Raw genomic sequence first — 22,656 nt, 5'->3', positions numbered from 1 at the left:
ACATATGAGGAGGAAGAAAATGAGCAGAAGCTTAGCTATTAAATTTTTTGTCATGATTGCACTTATATGTTTTATGTTGTCAATAGAATCCCCTCATCTAGACGCGGTTGAACAGAAGCAGGAATCCCCTAATCTACTAGTTATTTATTCAGCTAAGGATGGAGAAATAAATGAACATCAACGTTTATTAGACATGCTGCTTGGCCATTTCTCCGAAAACATTCAATTTACTTCTAGTAATGAGATTACAAAAAGCGATTTAGAATCTAAGGATTATCTTTTCTATTACGGAGAGAAAAAAGAGGTGCTGCCTGATTTATCAAAGGAATTAATAAATAATTTTACGGGCCCTGTTGTCGCATTTGGATTCAATGTAGAACAGTTGGAGCGCTTTTCTTTCTTTGAAACAAACTCTGATAAAGTTGTCGTAGATCAAGCATATATCACAAATGATTCAACAAAGTCTCTGGAATTTATTCCGCAATATATCCATGATATAGAAATTGTAGAAACAGAAAAGACAGAGGAAGTAATAACAGCAACAAAGGAAGATAATAAATTTCCACTAATTGTAAGGCATCAAGAGGATTTTTATTTTGCTAATCATTTATTAACAGATCCGTTTTCTATTCTTTTTGCAGAAGGTCTTCATTTTGTGTTTGAACGAGGAGGTCTCACGTTTGAAGAAAATATACAGGGATATATTCGCTTAGAAGATATTCACCCCTTAGTTGACCCAGAGCCATTAATGGAAATTGCAAACATTCTTAAAGAGAAACAAATTCCTTATATGATTGCTGTGATTCCAATCTATACCAATCCAGAAACCGGAAAACAATATCGAATGTCGGATTCACCAAAGCTTTTAAAAGTACTTAAGTATATGCAGGATAATGGAGGGAGTATTATCTTACATGGCTATACACACCAATTCCGTCTAAGTGAGACAGGAGAGGGCTTTGAGTTTTGGGATGTGGAACATGATATGCCTATTTACCATGAGCCGGATAGTGAAGTCATTATAAAAACAGAAGAAGATTTTGCAAGCAAACGAGCATATGAAAAATATGTTGCTAAGCAAAAGGCCTTTGAGCGAGAGTATATAGAAGAAAGAGTAGTTAAAGGCATTCATGAGTTGACGAATTACGGACTATATCCTTTGGCTTTTGAAGCACCCCATTACACAATGTCACAAAATGGTTATCAGGTTTTGTCTGATTATTTCTCAACCTATGTAGGTCAATTACAAATAAGTGATGAGGATTGGGAAACGATGACGTCTGTGCCGTATATTTCAAAACCGACTATATTACATGGTATGGAGTTATTACCTGAAACGATAGGGTATGTGGATCCTAATAATTTACAAGCAATTAGTCAAATGATGGAAAAAGCTGAGCAGAATCAATTTGTAAGAGATGGCCTCGTAGCAGGATTCTACCATCCATATTTAGGTGTAAAGCGTTTTAATAAACTACTTGAAAACTTGGAGGCATACCCACATATAAACTGGATTGATTTAAAAGAACGAGATCCACATGTACAGACGACATATGCTGAAATTTACACAATTGAAGGGGAAATAGTTGCAGAGGTAAACTATATTGGCATGGTTCGATCTTCTTTTGAATATATAACCTATCATGTCAATAAAGTGCTCACCTTTATCCTCTGGTGTATGGCTGGAATCGGCATATTTGCTGTAATCAGTTTTATTGGGCATACGATTTACAGTATGTTACGTAAGCCTACGCTTTCTCACTCTAAGAAAGAGGAGGTATACCATTGATTGATAATTTACTATATGTATCTATATTTCTAATTTGGGCGATGTTGTTCTACCACATGATGTTAATTCAAGGAGGATATTATTTTTCCTTACGCTATCAGAAGCAGATGAATCGTTGGCTAGAAAGGAATCAGTGGTTAGAAAGGATAAGAGATTTACCAACTGTAAGTATTCTTATTCCAGCACATAATGAAGAGGTCGTTATCGAAAAGACAATTCAATCTATGCTTGAATTAAATTATCCAAAGCAAAAGTTAGAGGTGATTATCATTAATGATAATTCCTCTGATGCTACGGGAATTATTGCAGATAGCTATGCACGTAAGTATTCATTTGTTCATGTCCTTCATAATCAACCCCCTGTTGGAGGAAAGGGGAAATCAGGTGCATTAAATGCTGGATTAAAGATTGCTACAGGAGAATATATTATCGTTTATGATGCAGATAATACTCCAGAACCAAATGCAGTACGAAATTTGGCTTTAACCTTACAAAACGATCCAAAGGCAGGAGCTGTTGTAGGAAAGTTTCGAGTTATAAATGCCGAAAAAAATTTATTAACACGTTTTATTAATATTGAAACAATTACTTTTCAATGGTTGGCTCAGGCAGGAAGATGGTTTTGGTTTAAATTAACAACAATACCTGGTACAAATTTTGCTATCCGCAGATCGATTTTAGATAAGCTAGGTGGATGGGATGAAAAGGCCTTGTCTGAGGATACAGAATTAAGTATTCGTGTATATCATCTAAATTATTATATTCGTATGAACCCATCAGCAATTACTTGGGAACAAGAACCAGAACTTTGGAGAGTGTGGTGGAAACAACGGACGAGATGGGCACGAGGAAATATGTATGTGATTGGAAAATATCTATTCAAGTTTCACAAGCTAAACAATAAGAAAATCTTTATTGATTTAATGTACTTCCTCTTTACGTATTTCTTATTTTTTGCAGGAATACTAATTTCACATACTATTTTTATTACGAATCTATTTGTAGACTTAGAAATTTCGATAGGGCATGTATCCGTTGTTTTATTGATTACAGGATTTCTTCTTTTTGTTACAGAGGTGTTATTAGCATTAAGTATAGAAGAAAAGCAATTAACTCCGAGAAACGCAGTTGTTGTTTTATTAATGTATTTTATGTATTCACAAATTTGGTTGACATTAATTGTCTATGCGGCATGTTTAGAGATGAAGCGAGTAGTATTCAGACAAGAGGTTAAATGGTATAAAACACAGCGCTTCCAGGAGGGAGCTACTCGTAAACAAGTACAGAACTATCAAGATAAACAAGTTGTCCCAATTAGAAAATATGTAGAAAGGCGCGTTGTAAAATAAGTATGAGCATGATAAATGCCCTTGTAGGATATGTTATCATCTACAAGGGCACTGCAATTTGCTCATTGACGTTTACTTAGCCATAATACACCTGATTTTGCCAGGCGTGGCATTAAACCAATCATTGGTCGTTGGAACATATTTCCGAATCCATCTGATTTACCAAGCGAGCCAAGAGTCCCTTTTAATTTCAGTTCCCCTGGTTTTTTCGGTTGTTTTCCGTGTAAAACTGCTAATAATATTTTAGCAATTTGCTCTCCTTGTTGGCCAGCTAGCTGAGCGCTAGGTGAATAAGAGGAAGAAGCACAATCACCGACCACATACACATTGGGATGTGTCGGCACCTGATAGAATTCATTAACAATTACTTTATCCCATTGGTCTTTTTCAAATGGTAATTGATGGATCAGATGGTTTGGTTGTATACCAGCAGTCCAAATGGTTACATCATTGATGTAACAAATCCCATTATTACAAACACCGTCTTTTTCCACGTATTCAACATTTGCCCCATGAACCACTTCGACATCATTACGGATAAACCAGTCTTTTACATAGGACTGAATTTTATCATCAAAGTCTTTTAAGACAGCGTTTCCACGATCGAGCAGACGAATATTAAGGTCTGGTCTACTTTCTCGGATTTCAGAAGCAACTTCAATTCCGCTTAGACCTGCACCAACAACAGAAATCTTCCCGTATGCTTTTGCATTTCCAACAGCTAGACCTGCTTTTCTTGCTTGGGCAAAAGATTGAACACTTTCTGCAAATTCCTCAGCGCCTGGAATGCCATGATAATTATCCTCACAGCCTAACCCAATTACTAAGTAATCATAAAAAATAGTGCGACTAATGTTTTTAACAATGACTTGTTTATTAATTGTATCAATTTCCGAAATTTCCCCGAATACATAGCGAACACGGTCATCTTTCGGAAAGTCTGTTCGAACATCACGATCTGCTACTGTTCCTGCTGCAATTGTATAAAATTCTGTTTTTAAAGAGTGATAAGGATTTCTATCAATGAGTATGATTTCTAAATCATCGGGTAAATGTTGGTCTAATAAGGAAAGTAAAATTTTCATTCCACCATAGCCGCCACCTAAAATAACAAGTTTTCTCATGGTTATATCCACCTTTATTTAAATAAATAAGAAATATCCAATTTTGACATATCAGTCTCTAGTTTAAGACTATCAAAAAAGAACATTTAAAACTAGGAAAGACTGTTGATTTTACAAAAGGAATTATGTGAAAAATATTAGATCAGCTCTTTATTTCTCTCGAAAAAAGCAGAAAGATAAGTTTACTTATATCCTTCTGCTCCTGACTTATTAATCTACATACCACTCTCTTACCTTACGATCCGAAGGTAATAAGAAGGTTAATAAACCAAAAAATGGTAGAAATGCAATAGCAAGCATAGTTGGCTTCAAGCCAATTAAATCAATTAATGTCCCTAGTGCTACAGCACCAATTGCTCCCATACCAAACGCAAGACCAACGATTAACCCAGACATTGTACCAATTTTTCCTGGAACAAGCTCCTGAGCATATACTACAGTTACTGAGAAACTAGACAGGAACATAAATCCAATACATGCTAGCATAATAAGAGCCACTACAGGACCAACATGAGGTAGAGCTAAGGCAAGTGGCGCTGGTGCTAATAGGGAGAAGAAAATAACATTTTTTCTTCCAAAACGATCTGCTAATGGTCCACCAAAGAAAGTTCCAATGGCTCCACTAAGTAAAAAGGTAAAGATATAGATTTGAGCTTGTGCAATTGAGTAATTGTATGTATCAATAACATAGAAAGAATAGAAGCTGCCAATCGCACTGACGTACCAAGAGCGGGCAAATACGAGAAAAATAAGGACGGCAAGTGCCCATTTCACTGCTGTCGAAACACCTGGATTCGGAGCTTTATCTTTTGTAGCACTGCTATCCCAAATGATTCTTTTCACTTGGTCTTTATACCAGCGAGCAATATACATCAAAAAGATAACAGCGATTGCAGCAATGATTGTAAACCAAATCGATCCGAATTGTCCTAAAGGAACAAGGATTAATGCAGTGATCACTGGAGCAAGTGCTTGTCCTCCATTTCCGCCTACCTGATAAATGGATTGTGCTAATCCACGACGAGGGCCAGCTGCTAAATAAGCTACACGTGATCCCTCTGGGTGGAAGATAGCTGAACCTAGCCCAATAAAAAATACACAAATAAGAATAGACCAAAATCCAGGGGCAAAGGCTAAGCCAAAGAGGCCAATCATACAGATCGTCAAACTAATTGGTAAGGCATATGGAGATGGTCGTTTATCTGTATACATCCCGATAACTGGCTGAACAACAGATGAAATCATGTTTAAAGTGAATGCAATAAAACCAAGCTGTGTAAATGTTAAGCCAAGTGATTCTTCCAAAATAGGAAACATGGCCGGAATTACAGCTGTAATCGAGTCTGCTAGTAAATGACATAACCCGATAATGAAAAGAATGGCATATGCGGTGTGACCTTGTGCTCCCGGTTTAGAGAGTTTTGCTGCTTTTGTTACCATTTATTATCCTTCTTTCTGTCTCAGCCTAAATCATATATTTGATTTAGTACTCCTCGATGTAATCGGTAAACCGATTATGCAAGCCTCTAAATTTTTACAAAAGTGTAACATTTTACTTAAAGATTATCAGAAATAACTAAAAAAATCTTGCATTTCACTCAAAAAAAGAAAGAACTTTGTAAATCATCAGATTGATGAGGCAGATTTACAGTTTTTCTTATGATATACTTACGAAGAAAGTGGAGGGACGTAAGATGGAAAATAAAAAACATGTAGCGATTCAAAATGATTATGCAGATGATTATGCGTGGTGTTATGGATGTGGGAGATTAAATGAATCTGGCTTACATTTTAAAACATTGTGGCAAGATGAACAGACTGTAACTTATTACGAACCTCGAGCAGAGCATACAGCTATTCCTGGTTTTGTTTATGGTGGTTTACTTGCTTCATTGATTGATTGTCATGGAACAGGATCAGCATCTCTTGCACTACATCGGAAAAACGGGCATGAGCCTGGTGACGGAATAGAACCACCAAGATTTGTAACAGCTTCCTTACATGTAGACTTCCTAAGACCAACTCCTCTCAATACGACCTTAAAAGCAGTTGGGACATTGGAGGAAGTACATCCAAAGCGTTGGCGTGTACATATTGAAGTCTTCGCAGAGGATATACAATGTGCAAAAGGGGTAGTAGAAGCAGTAGTTATGCCAGATAATTTTAAAGCATAGACAGATAAAAAATAATCCACTTGTGGATATAATGATAAAAAACTTATCCACAGATGGATTATTCCTTGGTTTACTCCATCATTTCTGAAATGATTTCATAAGAGCGTAAACGATCCTCTAGGTGATATATTTGTGAATTAATGATTACTTCGTTGGCACCTGTTTCCTCGATAAATTTTGCAAGCTTTTCTTTTACCATTGCAGCATCACCAATCATTGTAGAATTGGATTTGCTTCGATTCTGTGTAGCTTCTTTATCAGCTAAGGACCAGGCTATGTCAATATTATCTATTGGTGCCTGTAGTTTAGCAGGTTTACCTTTTCGTAAATTTAAAAATTGCTGCTGCATGGAGGTGGCAACATAATTGGCTTGATCAACAGTATCTGCTGCAATAACATTTACGCCAACCATCGCATAAGGCTCAGATAATACTTCAGAAGGCTCGAATCTTTCTTTATACAAGCGTAAAGCTGGAATCGTATATTCAGGTGAAAAATGGCTAGCAAAAGCATAAGGTAATCCCATCTTAGCCGCTAGTCGAGCACCAAAATCACTAGAGCCTAGCAACCAAATTGGAACATCAGCACCTTCACCTGGAATTGCACGTACATATGCATTGGGATCACCTGCAAAATACTTTTGTAATTCTTCTACTTGGGTTGGAAATTCTTCCACATGCTGGTTTAATGTTCGGCGTAAAGCGTAAGCCGTATATTGATCTGTACCAGGAGCACGTCCTAAACCAAGGTCAATGCGTCCGGGATACATGGCCTCTAATGTTCCGAACTGTTCTGCAATGACAAGTGTTGCGTGATTTGGTAGCATAATTCCCCCTGCACCAACACGAATATGCTTCGTTGCTCCAGCAATATGTCCAATGACAACAGAAGTTGCTGAGCTTGCTATCCCTGGCATATTATGATGTTCTGCTAACCAATAGCGGTTAAATCCCCACTTTTCTACATGTTGAGCAAGCTGTACACTATTTTGAAATGACTCACTAGCTGAATGCCCTTCATTAATAGGGGCTAAATCTAGTACAGATAGTGGAGTTCCTTGAAATGTTCTAGTCATCCTATCACCTCATCTATCGCCATCTAAAAAATGTATCAGATTCAGATGGTTCTTTTAACTGTCAATATACGTGCTTCAAGCAATTACGTCCAATCATCTGCTTTTGACCTAATAGCTGATGATGATTTCACTCTTTCCAGTAAAAATATCAAAAAATCTCTCACAAACTAGTTGATACATAAGGAATTCTTCTATATAGTAGGAACAGAATTAGTGAAGAGAAGAGGATTAGAAAATGAGTAAAACATCCATTTATGGATTAACGTTTTCAGAATTACAAGCTTGGTTAGTAGAACATGGTCAATTACGATTTCGCGCACAGCAAGTGTGGGATTGGTTATATAAGAAGCGTGTAGATAGCTTTACAGGGATGAAGAATTTAAATAAAGACTGTGTCGAATTATTAGAGACACATTTTCATATGACAACACTTGAGCAGGAAATCCGTCAAGAATCTTCTGATGGAACAAATAAATTTTTATTTAAATTAGCGGATGGAAATATTATTGAAACGGTCTTAATGCGTTTTCATTATGGTCTTTCTGTTTGTGTAACTACACAGGTTGGTTGTAATATTGGATGTTCCTTCTGTGCAAGTGGTTTATTAACTAAGAGTCGTGATTTAACTGCAGGAGAAATTGTGGAACAAATCATGCATGTACAGAAGTTTTTAGATGAAAAAGGAAAAGGTGAGCGCGTTAGCCATATCGTGGTTATGGGAATAGGCGAACCATTTGATAATTTCGATCATTTAATGAACTTCCTTTATATTATGAATGACTCTCAAGGACTAAATATTGGTGCGAGACATATTACTGTCTCAACAAGTGGGCTAGCACATAAAATTTATGAGTTTGCGGATAAGGATATTCAAGTGAATCTGGCTATTTCCTTACATGCGCCAAATAATGAGCTACGCACAAGTATTATGAAAATCAATCGTGCATTTTCTATTGAAAAATTAATGGAATCTGTTAAGTATTATTTAGATAAAACAAATCGTCGTATCACATATGAATATATTTTATTGCAGGATGTGAATGATCATAAACAGGAGGCAGAGCAATTAGCTAACCTGCTTTATAATCATCGCCATTTAGCATATGTGAATTTAATTCCTTATAACACAGTCGATGAACATATTCAATATCAACGCAGTACGAAAGAGTCCATCCAGAAGTTTTATGAGACATTAAAAGGAAGAGGAATTAACTGCGGTGTTCGTTGGGAGCAAGGTGCAGACATTGATGCGGCTTGTGGTCAATTAAGAAGCAAACAATTAAAGAAGCAACAAGCAGCTAAAAAATAGTAAATTAAAAACTCCAATTAACAAGGCTTAAAATCCTGTTAATTGGAGTTTTCCTTATTATTCAATTACTTCATTTTCTTTTTTTAATGATCCTTCAGACTTTTCTTCTTGGGCTAAGTAATCCTTTAATTCATCCTCTATCGTTGCATCAGTCATTTTAACTTTCGCACGATAGGCAGCACGTAAGATAAGATGTCCGGCAACTGGAGCAGTAATGAATACGAAAACAATTCCGAGAATTAATCGAATACTAACAAAGCCTTCTGTAAGCCAGAAATATAAAAATACACCAATTAAAGTGATTAGAACAGCTACTGTTGTTGTTTTTGTTGCTGCATGGGCACGTGTATATATATCAGGGAAACGAATCATGCCAATGGCACTAAGAACACTAAGAACACCACCGAATAAAATGATCAGGGCGATAATAAATTCAAGAATCTCGCTTACGCTCAATAATAACGCCCCTTTCTAAAAACTTCGAGAATGAAATCGTACTAATAAATGCTAGAATTCCTAAAATGAGAATTACTTCAAGAAATGCTTTCGTTTGAAATAAAATAGAAACAATAGCAATTGCCGAAATTAAATTTACACCAATCGTATCCATGGCAACCACTCGATCAGGAAATGTTGGACCAATAACAACACGGATAAATGTAATAGCTATAGCCACTCCAAATAAGATCAGTGAAGTCACAAGCATGATTTGTATCATTATCTAGTCACCTCCATAATGGCTTTCTCAAATCGAGCTAAGGAGCGCTCTAAATCGCCGCGAAATCTTTCTATATCCATTGCATGAATGTAAAAAACATTTCCTTCAGGAGTTACTTCCATTACAACAGATCCAGGAGTCAACGTCAGCAGTAAAGCTAATGCTGTTATTTCCCAATCACTGTGTAAACATGTTTCATAGCGGAAAATCCCAGGTTTTATATTTATTTTTGGACTTATAATTTCTTTAATTACTACCACGGTAGATAATATCATTTCGACAATAAACACATAAATTAATTTAATAACTGAAAACAGGCGGTGTAAATAAAAACGTCCACCGAAAAATCGTCGCATCAGAAATACAATTACAATTCCAACTAGAAATCCAGCAACAAAGGTTTGAAATCGAAAATAGCTTTCATCATTGAAGAAAACCCATAGAAAGGCGATAAAAAGATTCAACAAAAATTGGAAAGACATTTATTTCACCTCCGAAATATCAACGGTCAAGGTGTATTCAACAATACCGTTATGTAAATGTCTATTAATTATTAAGTACAGCATTAATATAAATTTCTGGATTAGAAAGTGTCTTTGCTGCGTCGATTACGTAAACAGATATTCCTTCTGCACCAACGCCTAATCCAACAGTTGCTAAAGTAAGAATTAAGCAAGGGATGACCAAGCCTTTTCGTAATGGCTTTTCATCATCTACCATAATCATTGTTTCTCCCCAAAAACTATTAAGGAAGACACGTAATAAGGAATATAGCACGAACAAAGTAGATAAAAATCCTAATGCAAGTAGAACATAAGATCCAGATTCTATAGCACCTTGACCGACTAATACTTTTCCAAGGAATCCGCTAAGCGGCGGAATTCCCGCTAAGGAAAGCATAACGACAAAGAATAGCCAACCAAGTACAGGGTAATTTCGGATTAAACCACTAACTCGATTAATTTGCTCTGTACCTGTTAAGATAATCATCGTACCAGCAAGTAAGAAGAGCAATGCTTTTACGACCATATCATGGATTAAATAATAAATAGATCCTTCAAATGCAATGTTTGTTCCTACTGCCAGACCAATAAGAATGAATCCAACAGCAATGACGACATTATAAGAGATGATTTGACGAATGTCATTATAAGCTATTGCCCCAATGCTACCCCCAATAATCGTAATAGCAGCCATGATTCCAATCATCGTATGTGTAATCGACGGCTCGTGATAGAACATGAGTGTAAAGATGCGGAATAACGCATAAATACCAACCTTTGTCAGCAAAGCACCAAATATTGCAGCGACAGCTGGAGGCGGAGCGCTATAGGACCCAGGTAACCATTGATATAACAATAGTCCAGCTTTTAAAGAAAATACAATTAAGAATAAAATACTAATAACCGTTAAGATCGGTGTTTGCCCTACTTCTGCAATACGAACAGAAAGATGAGCCATATTTAATGTTCCAAGTGTTCCGTATAAATAAGCAATGGCAACTAGAAAAATCCATGATGATACAACATTAATCGCCATATATTTAATAGATTCTCTTAGCTGCAGCTTCTTCCCACCTAAAGCAATAAGTGCATAGGAAGCTAGTAGCATTACTTCAAAGCAGACAAAGAGGTTAAATAAGTCGCCTGTTAGAAACGATCCATTTACTCCACCAATAAGTAAACTAACGAATGGATAGAAAAACATTTTTTCATAGGCTTCCCCAATGGAAAAGAAAGCATAAATTAAACAAGCAGTAGCTACAAAGCTTGCTGTTAGAACAAGCAACATGGAGAAGGAGTCTGCCACAAATAAAATACCAAAAGGCGGTTTCCAGTCCCCGAAATCAAGTCGTAAAATTCCTTCTGTTTGAATTTGTCCAAGGATAATAAAGCTAATAATCATTGTTGCAAGTAAGGATAGTATAATAACCCAACGTTGCAAAATAATATGTCGTCTTAGAAATAATAGGAAGATACCAGTTAAAACAGGAATGACCATAGGGAATACAATGATATTATTCATCTGCGACTACCTCGCAATTTATATAAATTATCTGTACCTAGTTCCTGGTATGCACGATATGCTAAAACAAGGAAAAATGCTGTAACAGCAAAGCTAATTACAATAGAGGTTAAAATCAATGCTTGTGGTAAAGCATCCACATAGTCCGTTCCATTCCCATCAATAATTGGTACACTTTTATTATGAAATCCTCCCATAGCCATTAATAGTAAATGTGCAGCATGGGTGAGGATTGCTGTACCTAATATGACGCGAATAACATTTTTGGACAACAATAAATAGGTTGCTACTGATACTAGTACGCCTGCCAAAATAATAATTAATGTTTCCATACATCACCCATCCTTACTTATACTTAAAATAATGGTTACAACGACACCAACTACTGCTAAAGCAACTCCTGCTTCAAAGAGAGTAACAGTAGAAAGCTCTACTTCCCCAAAGAAGGGAATATTAAATGTTTTAAATGCTTGGTTCAAAAAAGGAGTTCCAAAAACGGTTGCCCCTATTCCTGTAGCTACAACAATAAACGCCCCTATTGCAGCCACAACTCTAAAATTAATCGGAATACCAATACGCACCGTTTCAATATCAAAAGCTAAGAATAATAATACAATTGCAGAAGCAAGGACAAGTCCGCCAATAAACCCGCCCCCTGGATCATAATGACCTGAGAAGAACAAATAAATAGCTAAGGTTAAAATAATGAAAACAACGACTCGAGTAATGGTTTGTAAAATGACGTCATTAATCTTCAAGATTTTTAGCCTCCTTGCCATTTTTAAATTTTGTTAATGTATAAACACCAATTCCAGCAATAAATAATACAACAGCCTCAAGCATTGTATCAAAGGCACGGAAATCTCCTAAAATAGTGTTAACAATATTTTTCCCACCAGCAAGCTCATAAGCATCTTCAAAATAGACGGAAATGGAATCGAATAGTGCCCCACTCTTAACTGTTAAAGCAATAATGATGAAGATTGCTCCAACAGAAACGGAAATTGCTATATGAAGTATTTTCGTACGAAGCTTGCGAACTTCTGTTTCCCATTTAGGTAGGAAAGTGAAACATAGCAAAAATAGCGCTGTTGTTACTGATTCAACAATAATTTGTGTTAATGCTAGGTCTGGTGCTCGGAACAAAACGAATAGCATTCCCATCCCGAACCCGAGTAGACCAGTTAGAACGATAGCAGAAAGGCGTGATTTAACAAATAAAATAGCTATCGTTGTTAATGCCATAACAACAGAAATAATCCAAACGAACGTACTAATAGGCGTATCTCCAGAAAAATCAATGGAAATAGCGTCAGTAAATAACAATGCACCACCTAAAACGAAAATAAAGAAAAGGAATATATATACAAAGTAATCTCGTAAAAATCCTGTCATATAAGAATTCGTAATTCGTGAGGTTATTTTTTCAATATAAAGAACTAAATTATTATATAAAGCATCGAATGATCGTGATTTCGGGAAGAAACTATATACTCTGCTCCAATATTTATAAAGCATATACAAGGAAACTCCAACGATCACAATAGCAATAGTCATCATTAGCTCGGTATTAAATCCATGCCATGCAGAAATAGGTTTCATATAATAATCAGATGCAGGTAATGTTGCAAAGATACTGGCCATCGCTGGGCGAATAATATTGTCTCCAAGTACATTTGGGAAGAAGAAAATTCCAACCACTAAAGCAGCTAAAGTCACTGGTGCAATGATCATCCCAATAGAAGCCTCTTTCGTTTCTGTTTCGAGTTTTTCTTGCTGGTGAGGCCCAAAGAATGTTTGGAAAACAATAATTAAGCTGTACACGAAAGTAAATACACTCGCTACCCATGCGACAACTGGTAATAATGCTCCAAATGAGTCTAAGGAAAAGAACTCCAGTTGTTTTACTTGTAGCATGGCTGTAAAGAACATTTCCTTACTTAAAAAACCATTAAATGGAGGTAATCCTGCCATGGAAAAGCTACCAATTAACGCAACCGTAAATGAAACAGGCATAATAGCCATTAAACCACCTAAGCGGCGAACATCCCTTGTCCCTACTTGGAAATCAAGGATTCCGACAATCATAAATAATGCACCTTTAAATGTAGAGTGATTTACTAAATGGAATAATGCTGCAAAACCAGCCTGTGTTAAAAGCGTTTTTTCTACACTAAGACCGTGATAGAAGGCAAGCGAACTAACACCCAGTAAACTCATAATTAACCCGAGCTGACTTATTGTTGAATAGGCAAGTAAGGCTTTTAAATCAGTTTGCCTGACAGCTTGGAAGGATCCCCAAAATAAGGTTGTTAAACCAACTCCACAGACAAGCCAGAACCAGAGAGCTTCCCCTCCGAAAGCAGGTGTAAATCGTGCAACAATGAAAATTCCTGCTTTAACCATCGTTGCCGAGTGCAGATACGCACTAATAGGTGTCGGTGCTTCCATCGCATCCGGCAGCCAAATATGGAATGGAAATTGTGCGGATTTAGTAAATGCACCTAAGAGAATCAGTAGCATGACTGGCACAAATAAAGTATGGTCTGTCAACGTACTCACACTTACAATGATTTCCCGAACACTTGTAGTTCCTGTCATATAAACTAGCATGATAAATCCAACGAGCATCGCAAAGCCACCGCTCATCGTAATAAGTAGTGCTTTTTTTGCCCCATATCTGGAGCCTTTTCTTTGATACCAAAATGCAATTAATAAGAAAGAAGCAATACTAGTCAATTCCCAAAACACATATAAAACAAAAATATTATCTGAGAAGACTACACCGAGCATACTTCCCATAAATAATAATAAATAGAAGTAAAAATGCTTCAATGATTCTTCTTTGGACATATAATAGATGGAATATAGAATAACAAGCGCACCAATCCCTGTAATAAGCAATCCAAAAATCATGCTTAAGCCATCTAAGTAAGTTGTAAAGTTTATGCTAAAGGAAGGAATCCACTGAATAGTATGTGAAAAAGTATCTCCATTTGCTATGGATGGAATATAGCGAACAAGAACAATAAATAAACTAGCTGGGATAATGAGTATAAACCAGCCGATATGTATCCGTGAGATTAGTTTATGGAATATCGGAATACAGATTGCGGCTAAAAATGGAATTAAAATAGCCAAATGTATAGTTAACAAGGGCAACCCTCCAATGAATATATTTTGCTAAAAAGCAAGAACCATTTTTTCCCAAATCAGGGAGGGGATTGTTTTTTTACATGTTTAAAGAAAGTTTAGTAAGCTAAACTTTCTTTTGCATTTATAATTTTAATTATTATGCAAAAAAATAAAGGGAATTGTGAATTGGTGTCGAAGGTATTTAACTATAAAGGTATCATAGAAAAATTTTCTTTTTCAATTATATACTAAACAAGGTATGTATGCACTTCATACGATAAAGAAACCAATTTTTTCTTTGAAAATCCCCTAGTCAAATAAGAAAGAATAGATTATGCTAGAATGAAAGTTAAAAAAGAGAACAGAGCAAAAGCTACACCATTAGTTTAAAAATCAAACGATTCCCAAATAAAATGAGGGTTTATAGTAATTATGTTTGGAAAAACTAACATAGAAAACTTTTGACTCAGTCTCAAAAAAGATGCATAGCTGGGAGAAAGATTCACAGATGCAAAGGATAGAAGAGGTGAACAAGTAGTGGTCAAATTTAATGACCATGTGGACGAGAGTATTCTAGTGTGTGTGTACTATGGTCCAAATGGGGAACGACTAATTAAACGAGGTCACATATTGGCACAGCTTATAAATTGTCCAATGTATGTATTAACCGTTGATCCATTACCGCTTGATGAGTTTGATGCGGAAAAAGCTGAATACATTGACCGTTGGAAAGAGCTATGTGAGGAATTGGAAGTTGATGAATTTATTTTAATGGACAATGAGTCACGACCAGCTGTAAAAGTCATTAAAGAAGTGGCCTATAGTCATCATGTGACACAAATTGTGATTGGGCAAACACCAATAAATCGTTGGGAAGAAATTACAAAAGGTTCATTTGTGAGTGCTTTGCAGCGAGAAATTTCTTCATTTATTGATCTACATATTGTTTCAGTGGATCGTTCAATTAAGAGTAACTCGGATACTCAATATGAAAAAGGAGTTCGTGGATTCCTGCAATATACGGAAGAAGGCTATGAGTTAAGCTTTACTAGATCAAAGCGAAATGAATATGAAGGTATTTTCTATAAGGAAATAGGAACAGATTTTAATAACGGAGTATTTAAATTTGTATGTAAAGGTATAACCTCACAAGTGCATATTGATGATAATAAAGTGCGTGAGGAAATTACCCAACCGCCAAATATGGATAAAGAATAAATCAAGCGAGAGTAAAAAGCATCTATAGCTTTTTTACCTCGCTTGATTTTTTTGTGAAAAATAAATCGAAAAACGCAACTTTCATATGGATGTCCCGTCTATACAATGAACAGAGCAGGAAAGGAAGGAGGTCTATGTATGTCGATCCAAACAGAAAATAGAGAACTTATATTGAGTTGGTATGACGAGTACAGTGACCTGATCGTGAAGTATATCGCGAGTATGATAAAAGACGGCTATCAAGCAGAAGATATTATGCAAGAAACCTTTTTAAAAGCATTTCAATATATAGAGAAAAATCAAATTCAATATCCGAAGACATTTTTATTTCGTATTGCCCATAATGTAACAATTGATTATTTACGGAAACAAAAACCAATTGATTTTGTAAAGGAGCTATTTGCGAAGGATGAGGGAGCTTCTGTAGAAGATATTATGGAAGTGCGTGAGGAATCAAAGGAGTTGTTTTTAGCGATACGCAAGCTAAAGCCAGCCTATAAACAAGTGATCATACTTCGTAAAATAGAAGAGTTTTCCATTGCTGATACAGCAAGTATTTTGAATTGGTCAGAAAGCAAAGTGAAATCAACATTATTTCGTGCTTTACACGCCTTAGAGAAACAATTAGTAAAAGGGGGTTTTATGCATGGCACGTCATGATAACATAGATCAATTATTATCTGATTTGAATCATCAGATGCATTGGAAAGAAGAACGACAAGTAGAAAATAGAAAAAAATTAGCCATAAACTTATCAGAAATAAAGCAATCAGCACCTAGAAAAAGAAAAAGTTTAAAGTTCTTACCAGTGTTAGCTTCCATCCTGCTTTTAGGTATATTTACTTCATTATTACTCCATATTATGAATGGAAATAATGAAGTAGGAGAAGGTGAGGATACAGAAGTTATCATACCGGGAGAAGATACAGATTTGCCAGAAGATGATAACAGGGAAGATCCTAATGAAACTGAGGAACCGGAACAAAGCTTAGCGGATATGTTTGAACAGGAAATAGAAGTAGAGATAGGAATTGAAGGAATTCCCGAAGAAGTCACGATGGAATTAGCAGTAAATGAAGAACTTCGTTATATCATTTATGTGGATATGGAGCGTTATCAATTTGTTCCAGGAGAAGGTATTGACAGAATTGAATTCACTGGAGATCCAGAAGGTATGTATCCAGAAGTGGCAATGGAAATCAAGCCAGCATCACAAGAAAGCTTAGAAGGTGCGTTAGCTGAGGTAGAGGAAGAGATTGCAAGTGAAGGAATGGAAATCGATTATTCGGAAGAAGTAACAGAGCCTCTTACAGCTACACGTATTCGGGCAGTAGAACAAGGGAATCCAGCTGAACCAGATAGCCCTGTTCATGTTTACTATGTGACAGAAGCTGGAAATGGGCAAGTATTCATTATTAAACAGATGTATTTCGAAATAGGAGAAGAGGGACATGGGGCAAGATTTCATTATATGTTAGAAACATTTGAGGTTGTTCCAAATTAAAACAGACAAAGGATGAATAGACAATGAGTGGATTTCTAGCTTTATTACATGAAAATGATTATCCCTTTAATGAAAAAATGTTTGAAGATATGCAAAAGAAATTAAGAGTAGTCCATTCTGATAACCAGGATAGTAATTTAGATTATATTGATGTACCTATTGCGTTCAGCTCTCAAGAGTTGGATCAGCTATATCATTTTCAGCAGAATCGTTATGTTCTCTTATTTAATGGAACAATTTATAATATTTCAGAACTTCGCGCTTCCTTGGAGGAGTGCGAAGTTACATGTCAAACAGGATCTGATTTAGAAGTGCTTGGCGCCTTATTTATTCAAGAAGGTGTGCAAATGTTTTCGCGTCTTCGAGGTGCTTTTGCCATCTTAATTTGGGATCGTGAGACAAAAACATTATATGGAGCGAGAGATTGCTTCGGAATGGAATCTCTATACTATACCAATCATGAGAAAGACATAAGCTTTGCAACAGATAAGCAAAATTTATTAGCACTCACTGATGAATCAGCAATGGATACAGATGCATTGCAGCATTATTTAACTTATCAATATGTTCCAAGCCCATATACATTAACAGCAGAGATTAAACAGGTAGAAGCAGCTAGTTATTTTGTTAAAGAGATGGACAAACCAATTCACTTTACGAGATACTTTCAACCGACATTTGACCCCATCCTAACAGAACGAAGCAGATTAATAAATAAAGTGCGCGAGACGATCACAGAATCTGTACGTGTTCATATGCAAAGTGATCAGCCGTTAGGAACACTTTTGTCAGGTGGTGTAGATTCAACGATTATTGCTTCCTTGGCTAAAACATTTCAACCGAATATCAAAACATTTTCTGTTGGATTTGAGCGTCAAGATTTTTCAGAAATCTCTTTGGCCGAGCAGACAGCGGCTGAACTTGGCTTAGAAAATATTTCCTATACAGTCACAGCCCAGGAGTATTTAGAGAATCTCCCTAAAATCATGTGGCAAATGGGAGACCCATTAGCAGATCCAGCCTGTGTTCCTCTTTATTTTGTTTTACGTGAAGCCAAAAAAGAAGTGAATATTGTAATGTCTGGAGAAGGAGCAGACGAGCTATTTGGTGGGTATAATATCTATTGCGAGCCACAATCATTGAAGATTTTTGAAAGTATTCCTAAACCCATTAATAAGCTATTGCATCGATTAGCGATGATTTTACCAGAGGGTGTAAAAGGCAAGAGCTTCCTGCTTCGTGGAACAACACCGTTAGAAGAACGATATATTGGGAATGCCAAGATGTTTGAAGAAGAGGAAAAGCGCAGCATATTGAAAAATTATAATGAAGATTTATGCTATCAAATGGTTACAAGGCAGTACTATAATGAAGTACGAAAAGAACATCCTGTACATCAGATGCAATACATTGATTTACATACTTGGTTACGGGGAGATATCTTATTAAAAGCGAAACGAATGTCTCAAGCAAATCAGATTGAGTTACGTTCGCCCTTCTTAGATAAAGAAGTATATAATGTTGCGCGTATGCTTCCTGTAGAAGACAAAGTAAATGGAGCATTAACTAAAGCATTGTTACGTGAAACTTTTGCAGCGAATATTCCAAAAGATGTAGTGCATCGAGCGAAGCTAGGATTTCCAGTTCCTATCCGTCACTGGCTGAAGAATGAGATATACGACTGGGCAGTGCAACTTATTGATGAAAGTGATACAGGGCATATTTTGCATAAATCCTATGTTAAAAAGCTTTTAGAACGCCATGTATCAGGTAAAGGTGACTATTCGCGAAAAATTTGGACTGTCCTAATGTTTATGTTATGGTATCAAATCTTTGTAGAAGAAAAGTATGATTTTAGCTTGGTGGATAAAGTGGTGAGAATATAATCAAAGTTAATCCCGCTCTAGAGTAATTCTGGAGCGGGATTTTTGTTAATTACTCTTAATTCGATAAGCATGTGTATATACATTCATTTTATTACGGCGAGCGAATCCAATGGCAGTGATACCTAAGTCATCCGCTAGTTTCAATGCTAAATCAGTAGGTGCAGACTTAGAAATAATAATCCCAATTCCCATTTTGGAAATTTTCAATAGCACTTCTGATGAAATTCGTCCACTAAAGGCAATCACTTTATCTGCAAGGGGAATTCGTTGTTCTAAAATATATCCATATATTTTATCTAATGCATTATGTCGTCCAATATCTGTGCGGATAGCCAGCAGCTCATCTACTGTACAGAGTGCTGCATTATGCACACCGCCTGTTTGCTGGAAATGCTCTGACTGACTTTGTAATTGCTGCATTAATGCCATGCATTGTTGGGCGGTCATGGACAATTTACTCCTAATGGTTTTAGCAGTTTGCACATCGCTTTTAAAATAAAACTGACGGCTCTTACCACAGCAGGAACCAATAAAGCGTTTTGAATGATCATGTTGTAGATGGTCTAAGGGCTTGCTAATTTCGATATAAGCAAATCCACGATCCTGATCAATCGATAGTTGATCTATTTCCTTAAAGGTGCGAATAATACCTTCAGAAGCAAGAAACCCGATAATCAGTTCTCTTACATCTATTGGTGAGCAAACCATGGTAGCAAATTCTTCCCCATTTAACATCACCGTTATTGGAAACTCAATCGCAATCGTTTCTTCCTCTATTGAAAAATCCTCTCCATGGAATCGTACAGTTTCCCAGCCATTTTCAATGACACGATCTTTGTTATCCATTTTAGCTCGGTTCCATTTCTAACTCATCCACACGTTTTTCCAAGTATTTTTTATCTTTTTGCGTATAGAATGTTTCTGCTTTTTCTACAATTACTGCTGCCTGGTATTCTGGGATTCCGGCATATTGTTCATAAACGCTCATTGGGATGAGTGCATTACCTTCAGGGAAATGTAATTCAATATTCCCTGATTTTATTGGTGTGAATTTTGCACGTCCATGGAATGTACCATATTTATTGTAAACAACAATTGCTTCCCCTTCAGCAATATTTAATTCTTTACAGTCTTCTTCACTAATTAAGACATCATAACGATCTGCATTATTAAAGGGATCCTTATCACTATAAACCATCGAGTTAAATTGTTTACCTCGTCGGGTCGTCACATAAAAATGTCCTTCTGGTTTACGCAGCTCCGGTAATTCAACAGGGATTAAATTCCCTTTTCCATCTGGTGTTGGACATTCACCATCTTCACAGAGCCATGCGCCACCCCATTGAAAGACATCACCTTTTTCTTTCAGGTGCTGAATACCATCATAATTTGGAGCTGCTTTTGCAATTTCATCACGAATAGCATAAGCATCCTCCATGTGTATGGTCTCATAGCTTTCAGGCTTCACGCGCTTAGCTAAATCTAAATAAATTTCCCATTCTGATCTAGCCTCTCCTATACGTGGCCCTTTAATTTCTGGAGAGAAGTACACCATACGCTCTGTTGATGTCGATGTTCCTCCACCAGGCTGCTCATAACGTGTCATCACTGGTAAAACAATAACTGCTTCCTTCGCATCTACTAGAGTAGAAGTATTGAAGATAATATCTTGATGGACACGAATTTCTAAGCTCTCTAGCGATTCCTTGATCAATGTTGGGTCAGGCATTGTTTCTAAGAAGTTCCCACCAGACATATAGTATAGCTTTAGCTTCCGTTCATGTTCTTCTGGTAATAAAGCATTTTCCAATGTCACCCCAACGATATCCCCTTGCCATGTAGGGATATCAAAGTTCCAAACTTGCTCTAAACGAGCACGATTTTCTTCATCCATTGGTCCACCAGGTAAGGAAAACGGATCTGCACCCATTTCTCCAGATCCCTGTACCCCAGAGTGTCCTCGAATTGGCATAAGTCCACAATGCTCACGACCTAAGAAGCCACGAAGTAAAGCTAGGTTAGCTACTTGAGAGATATTGTCTGTCGCAAAACGGTGCATAGTTAAGCCCATAGACCAAACGAACACACCTGATTTAGATTTCGCAAGCAACTCTGCTAATTCATACATGCGCTCTTTACTAATGCCAGAAGACTTTTCTAATTGCTCCCAGCTAAAGGATGTTACCTTTTCTTTTAATGCTTCTAAATTATTTACATGATTATTTACAAATTCATGATCAATCGCAGATCCGTATTCCTGCGCTTCCATTTCAAACCAATGCTTCATAATACCGTGCATGAAAGCAATATCTCCGCCAATATTCACCTGGTATACATCATCTGCAATTTTCGTTCCAAAAAGCGCAGATTCTGCAACAGAAGGAATCCAATATTTTTCCATAGCAGGCTCATAATAAGGGTTAATAATAATGATTTTCGTTCCTCTTCGTTTAGCGGCATACATATATTTTGTAGAAACAGGTTGGTTATTTGCTGCAACAGAACCCCAAAATAACAGGACATCTGTTCCAATCCAATCTTTATAATTACAGCTAGATGCACCAATTCCTACAGAACGATGAAGCGCTGTTTTGGATGGTGAATGGCAAATTCTTGATGCGTTATCGATATTATTTGTACCTAGAAAACGTGCTACTTTAGCTGCTACATAGTAGGCTTCATTGGTAATTCCTCGTGCAGTTAAATAAAAGGCATATTGCTTTGGATTAAGCGTTTTCATTTTATCTGCAATCATATCCATCGCATCATCCCAAGGAAGCCGGCTAAATTTATTTTCTCCAGGGCGACGAATAAGTGGGTAAGGAATTCTTCCAAGCTCTCTTAATTCAGCACTACTCATTTTGCGAAGTTCATCTATATCCGCATGAAGATACTCTTCCTTCATTGCTGGCATCGTATTAAGTCTTAATACATTCAATCTGGTTGTACATAAATGTGGTCCAGTTAATGTTTGATCTTTTAGTCCTTGAACACCAAGTGCACAACCATCACATACTCCTTGAGTAATGATTCTAGTTGCATAAGGCAGGTTATCACGATTCTCCCAGACTACTTTAAGCGTGTCGCGAATATGATGTGGCTTCACTTTGCCTAGACCAAAAGGAACCTTACTTGCCCATAAGCTAGGTTTAGGAGCTTTAGGCAATTTAATAGGACCTGAATGCTTTGTTTTCCCCATTGTATATCCCTCCATGGATTTTATTTTCAATGAGTTATTCTATTTCTATGCAAAAGTATAGGTACTGTATACTTTTTTGATAAATGTTCTCAATGTAAATGATAGCAGAATATAGTGAATAATTCTAGATAAGGGGCTTCCATCAGAGTGA

20 protein-coding genes are annotated in these 22,656 nt (G+C 36.6%); 8 read left to right on the top strand and 12 right to left on the bottom strand.

Translation table 11 applies throughout. The features are described 5' to 3' along the window. Positions 1–19 precede the first annotated feature (19 nt). A complete protein-coding gene (locus tag AB4Y30_RS17465) occupies positions 20–1,789 on the top strand; it encodes a DUF2334 domain-containing protein (RefSeq protein WP_368653462.1) in 1,770 nt (589 codons plus the stop codon). Continuing rightward, positions 1,786–3,138, top strand: coding sequence for a glycosyltransferase (locus tag AB4Y30_RS17460; protein WP_368653461.1), 1,353 nt, complete (start codon positions 1,786–1,788; stop codon positions 3,136–3,138). The genes AB4Y30_RS17465 and AB4Y30_RS17460 overlap by 4 nt, the downstream gene beginning before the upstream one ends. Positions 3,139–3,200: 62 nt before the next feature. Here the strand turns inward: AB4Y30_RS17460 and AB4Y30_RS17455 are convergent, their stop codons facing one another. Beyond that, the gene (locus tag AB4Y30_RS17455) at positions 3,201–4,262 is read right to left on the bottom strand and encodes an NAD(P)/FAD-dependent oxidoreductase (protein WP_368653460.1); all 1,062 of its coding nucleotides are present in this window, start codon (positions 4,260–4,262) and stop codon (positions 3,201–3,203) included. Positions 4,263–4,472: 210 nt separating this feature from the next. Next, on the bottom strand, positions 4,473–5,702 hold the full coding sequence (locus AB4Y30_RS17450; protein WP_368653459.1) for an MFS transporter: 1,230 nt from the start codon (positions 5,700–5,702) through the stop codon (positions 4,473–4,475). Between the two features lie 254 nt (positions 5,703–5,956). Here AB4Y30_RS17450 and AB4Y30_RS17445 point away from each other — a divergent pair, with 254 nt between their 5' ends. Then, positions 5,957–6,436 (top strand): PaaI family thioesterase, encoded by a 480-nt coding sequence (locus tag AB4Y30_RS17445; RefSeq protein ID WP_368653458.1) that lies wholly within the window; start codon positions 5,957–5,959, stop codon positions 6,434–6,436. A gap of 70 nt (positions 6,437–6,506) precedes the next feature. On the opposite strand, the gene AB4Y30_RS17440 is transcribed toward AB4Y30_RS17445, so the two are convergent. Then, on the bottom strand, positions 6,507–7,511 hold the full coding sequence (locus AB4Y30_RS17440) for an LLM class flavin-dependent oxidoreductase (RefSeq protein WP_368653457.1): 1,005 nt from the start codon (positions 7,509–7,511) through the stop codon (positions 6,507–6,509). Between the two features lie 235 nt (positions 7,512–7,746). On the opposite strand from AB4Y30_RS17440, the gene rlmN reads away from it, so the two are divergent. Beyond that, entirely contained in the window at positions 7,747–8,820 is a 1,074-nt protein-coding gene (gene rlmN / locus AB4Y30_RS17435) for a 23S rRNA (adenine(2503)-C(2))-methyltransferase RlmN (protein ID WP_368653456.1), read from the top strand. Between the two features lie 57 nt (positions 8,821–8,877). Here rlmN and AB4Y30_RS17430 read toward each other — a convergent pair whose 3' ends face one another. From AB4Y30_RS17430 to AB4Y30_RS17400, 7 genes are all read right to left on the bottom strand, one after another. Next, positions 8,878–9,276, bottom strand: a complete 399-nt coding sequence (locus tag AB4Y30_RS17430; protein WP_368653455.1) for a Na+/H+ antiporter subunit G — start codon at positions 9,274–9,276, stop codon at positions 8,878–8,880. Continuing rightward, a complete protein-coding gene (locus AB4Y30_RS17425) occupies positions 9,254–9,538 on the bottom strand; it encodes a Na(+)/H(+) antiporter subunit F1 (protein WP_368653454.1) in 285 nt (94 codons plus the stop codon). The genes AB4Y30_RS17430 and AB4Y30_RS17425 overlap by 23 nt, the downstream gene beginning before the upstream one ends. Then, positions 9,538–10,020 carry a Na+/H+ antiporter subunit E gene (locus AB4Y30_RS17420; RefSeq protein ID WP_368653453.1) on the bottom strand — a complete coding sequence of 161 codons (483 nt, stop codon included), beginning with the start codon at positions 10,018–10,020 and terminating at the stop codon, positions 9,538–9,540. Before AB4Y30_RS17420 ends, AB4Y30_RS17425 begins: the two co-directional genes overlap by 1 nt. 64 nt (positions 10,021–10,084) lie before the next feature. After that, on the bottom strand, positions 10,085–11,563 hold the full coding sequence (locus AB4Y30_RS17415) for a Na+/H+ antiporter subunit D (protein WP_368653452.1): 1,479 nt from the start codon (positions 11,561–11,563) through the stop codon (positions 10,085–10,087). Continuing rightward, the gene (locus AB4Y30_RS17410; protein WP_368653451.1) at positions 11,560–11,895 is read right to left on the bottom strand and encodes a Na(+)/H(+) antiporter subunit C; all 336 of its coding nucleotides are present in this window, start codon (positions 11,893–11,895) and stop codon (positions 11,560–11,562) included. Before AB4Y30_RS17410 ends, AB4Y30_RS17415 begins: the two co-directional genes overlap by 4 nt. 3 nt (positions 11,896–11,898) lie before the next feature. Beyond that, the gene (locus AB4Y30_RS17405; protein ID WP_368653450.1) at positions 11,899–12,321 is read right to left on the bottom strand and encodes a Na(+)/H(+) antiporter subunit B; all 423 of its coding nucleotides are present in this window, start codon (positions 12,319–12,321) and stop codon (positions 11,899–11,901) included. Further along, entirely contained in the window at positions 12,311–14,719 is a 2,409-nt protein-coding gene (locus AB4Y30_RS17400) for a Na+/H+ antiporter subunit A (RefSeq protein ID WP_368653449.1), read from the bottom strand. Before AB4Y30_RS17400 ends, AB4Y30_RS17405 begins: the two co-directional genes overlap by 11 nt. A gap of 516 nt (positions 14,720–15,235) precedes the next feature. Here AB4Y30_RS17400 and AB4Y30_RS17395 point away from each other — a divergent pair. The 4 genes from AB4Y30_RS17395 to asnB all read left to right on the top strand — a co-directional run bounded on the left by AB4Y30_RS17395 (position 15,236) and on the right by asnB (position 19,306). Then, positions 15,236–15,916: a histidine kinase gene (locus AB4Y30_RS17395; RefSeq protein WP_368653448.1), complete on the top strand. Its 681-nt coding sequence runs from the start codon at positions 15,236–15,238 to the stop codon at positions 15,914–15,916. A 138-nt stretch (positions 15,917–16,054) separates the two neighbouring features. Further along, entirely contained in the window at positions 16,055–16,576 is a 522-nt protein-coding gene (locus AB4Y30_RS17390) for an RNA polymerase sigma factor (RefSeq protein ID WP_368653447.1), read from the top strand. Then, complete coding sequence (locus AB4Y30_RS17385; RefSeq protein ID WP_368653446.1) at positions 16,563–17,420, top strand: hypothetical protein; 858 nt, start codon at positions 16,563–16,565, stop codon at positions 17,418–17,420. Before AB4Y30_RS17390 ends, AB4Y30_RS17385 begins: the two co-directional genes overlap by 14 nt. 23 nt (positions 17,421–17,443) lie before the next feature. Then, the gene (asnB, locus tag AB4Y30_RS17380; protein WP_368653445.1) at positions 17,444–19,306 is read left to right on the top strand and encodes an asparagine synthase (glutamine-hydrolyzing); all 1,863 of its coding nucleotides are present in this window, start codon (positions 17,444–17,446) and stop codon (positions 19,304–19,306) included. 45 nt (positions 19,307–19,351) lie between these two features. Here the strand turns inward: asnB and fdhD are convergent, their stop codons facing one another. Beyond that, the gene (gene fdhD, locus AB4Y30_RS17375; RefSeq protein ID WP_368653444.1) at positions 19,352–20,152 is read right to left on the bottom strand and encodes a formate dehydrogenase accessory sulfurtransferase FdhD; all 801 of its coding nucleotides are present in this window, start codon (positions 20,150–20,152) and stop codon (positions 19,352–19,354) included. 1 nt (position 20,153) lies between these two features. After that, complete coding sequence (locus AB4Y30_RS17370; protein WP_368653443.1) at positions 20,154–22,505, bottom strand: FdhF/YdeP family oxidoreductase; 2,352 nt, start codon at positions 22,503–22,505, stop codon at positions 20,154–20,156. Positions 22,506–22,656: the final 151 nt, after the last annotated feature.

The organism is Ornithinibacillus sp. 4-3 (genome assembly GCF_040958695.1).
Lineage (GTDB): Bacteria > Bacillota > Bacilli > Bacillales > Amphibacillaceae > CALAMD01.
Note: the sequence above shows the minus strand (reverse complement) of the source record. Positions and strands in the feature narration are given on the sequence as shown.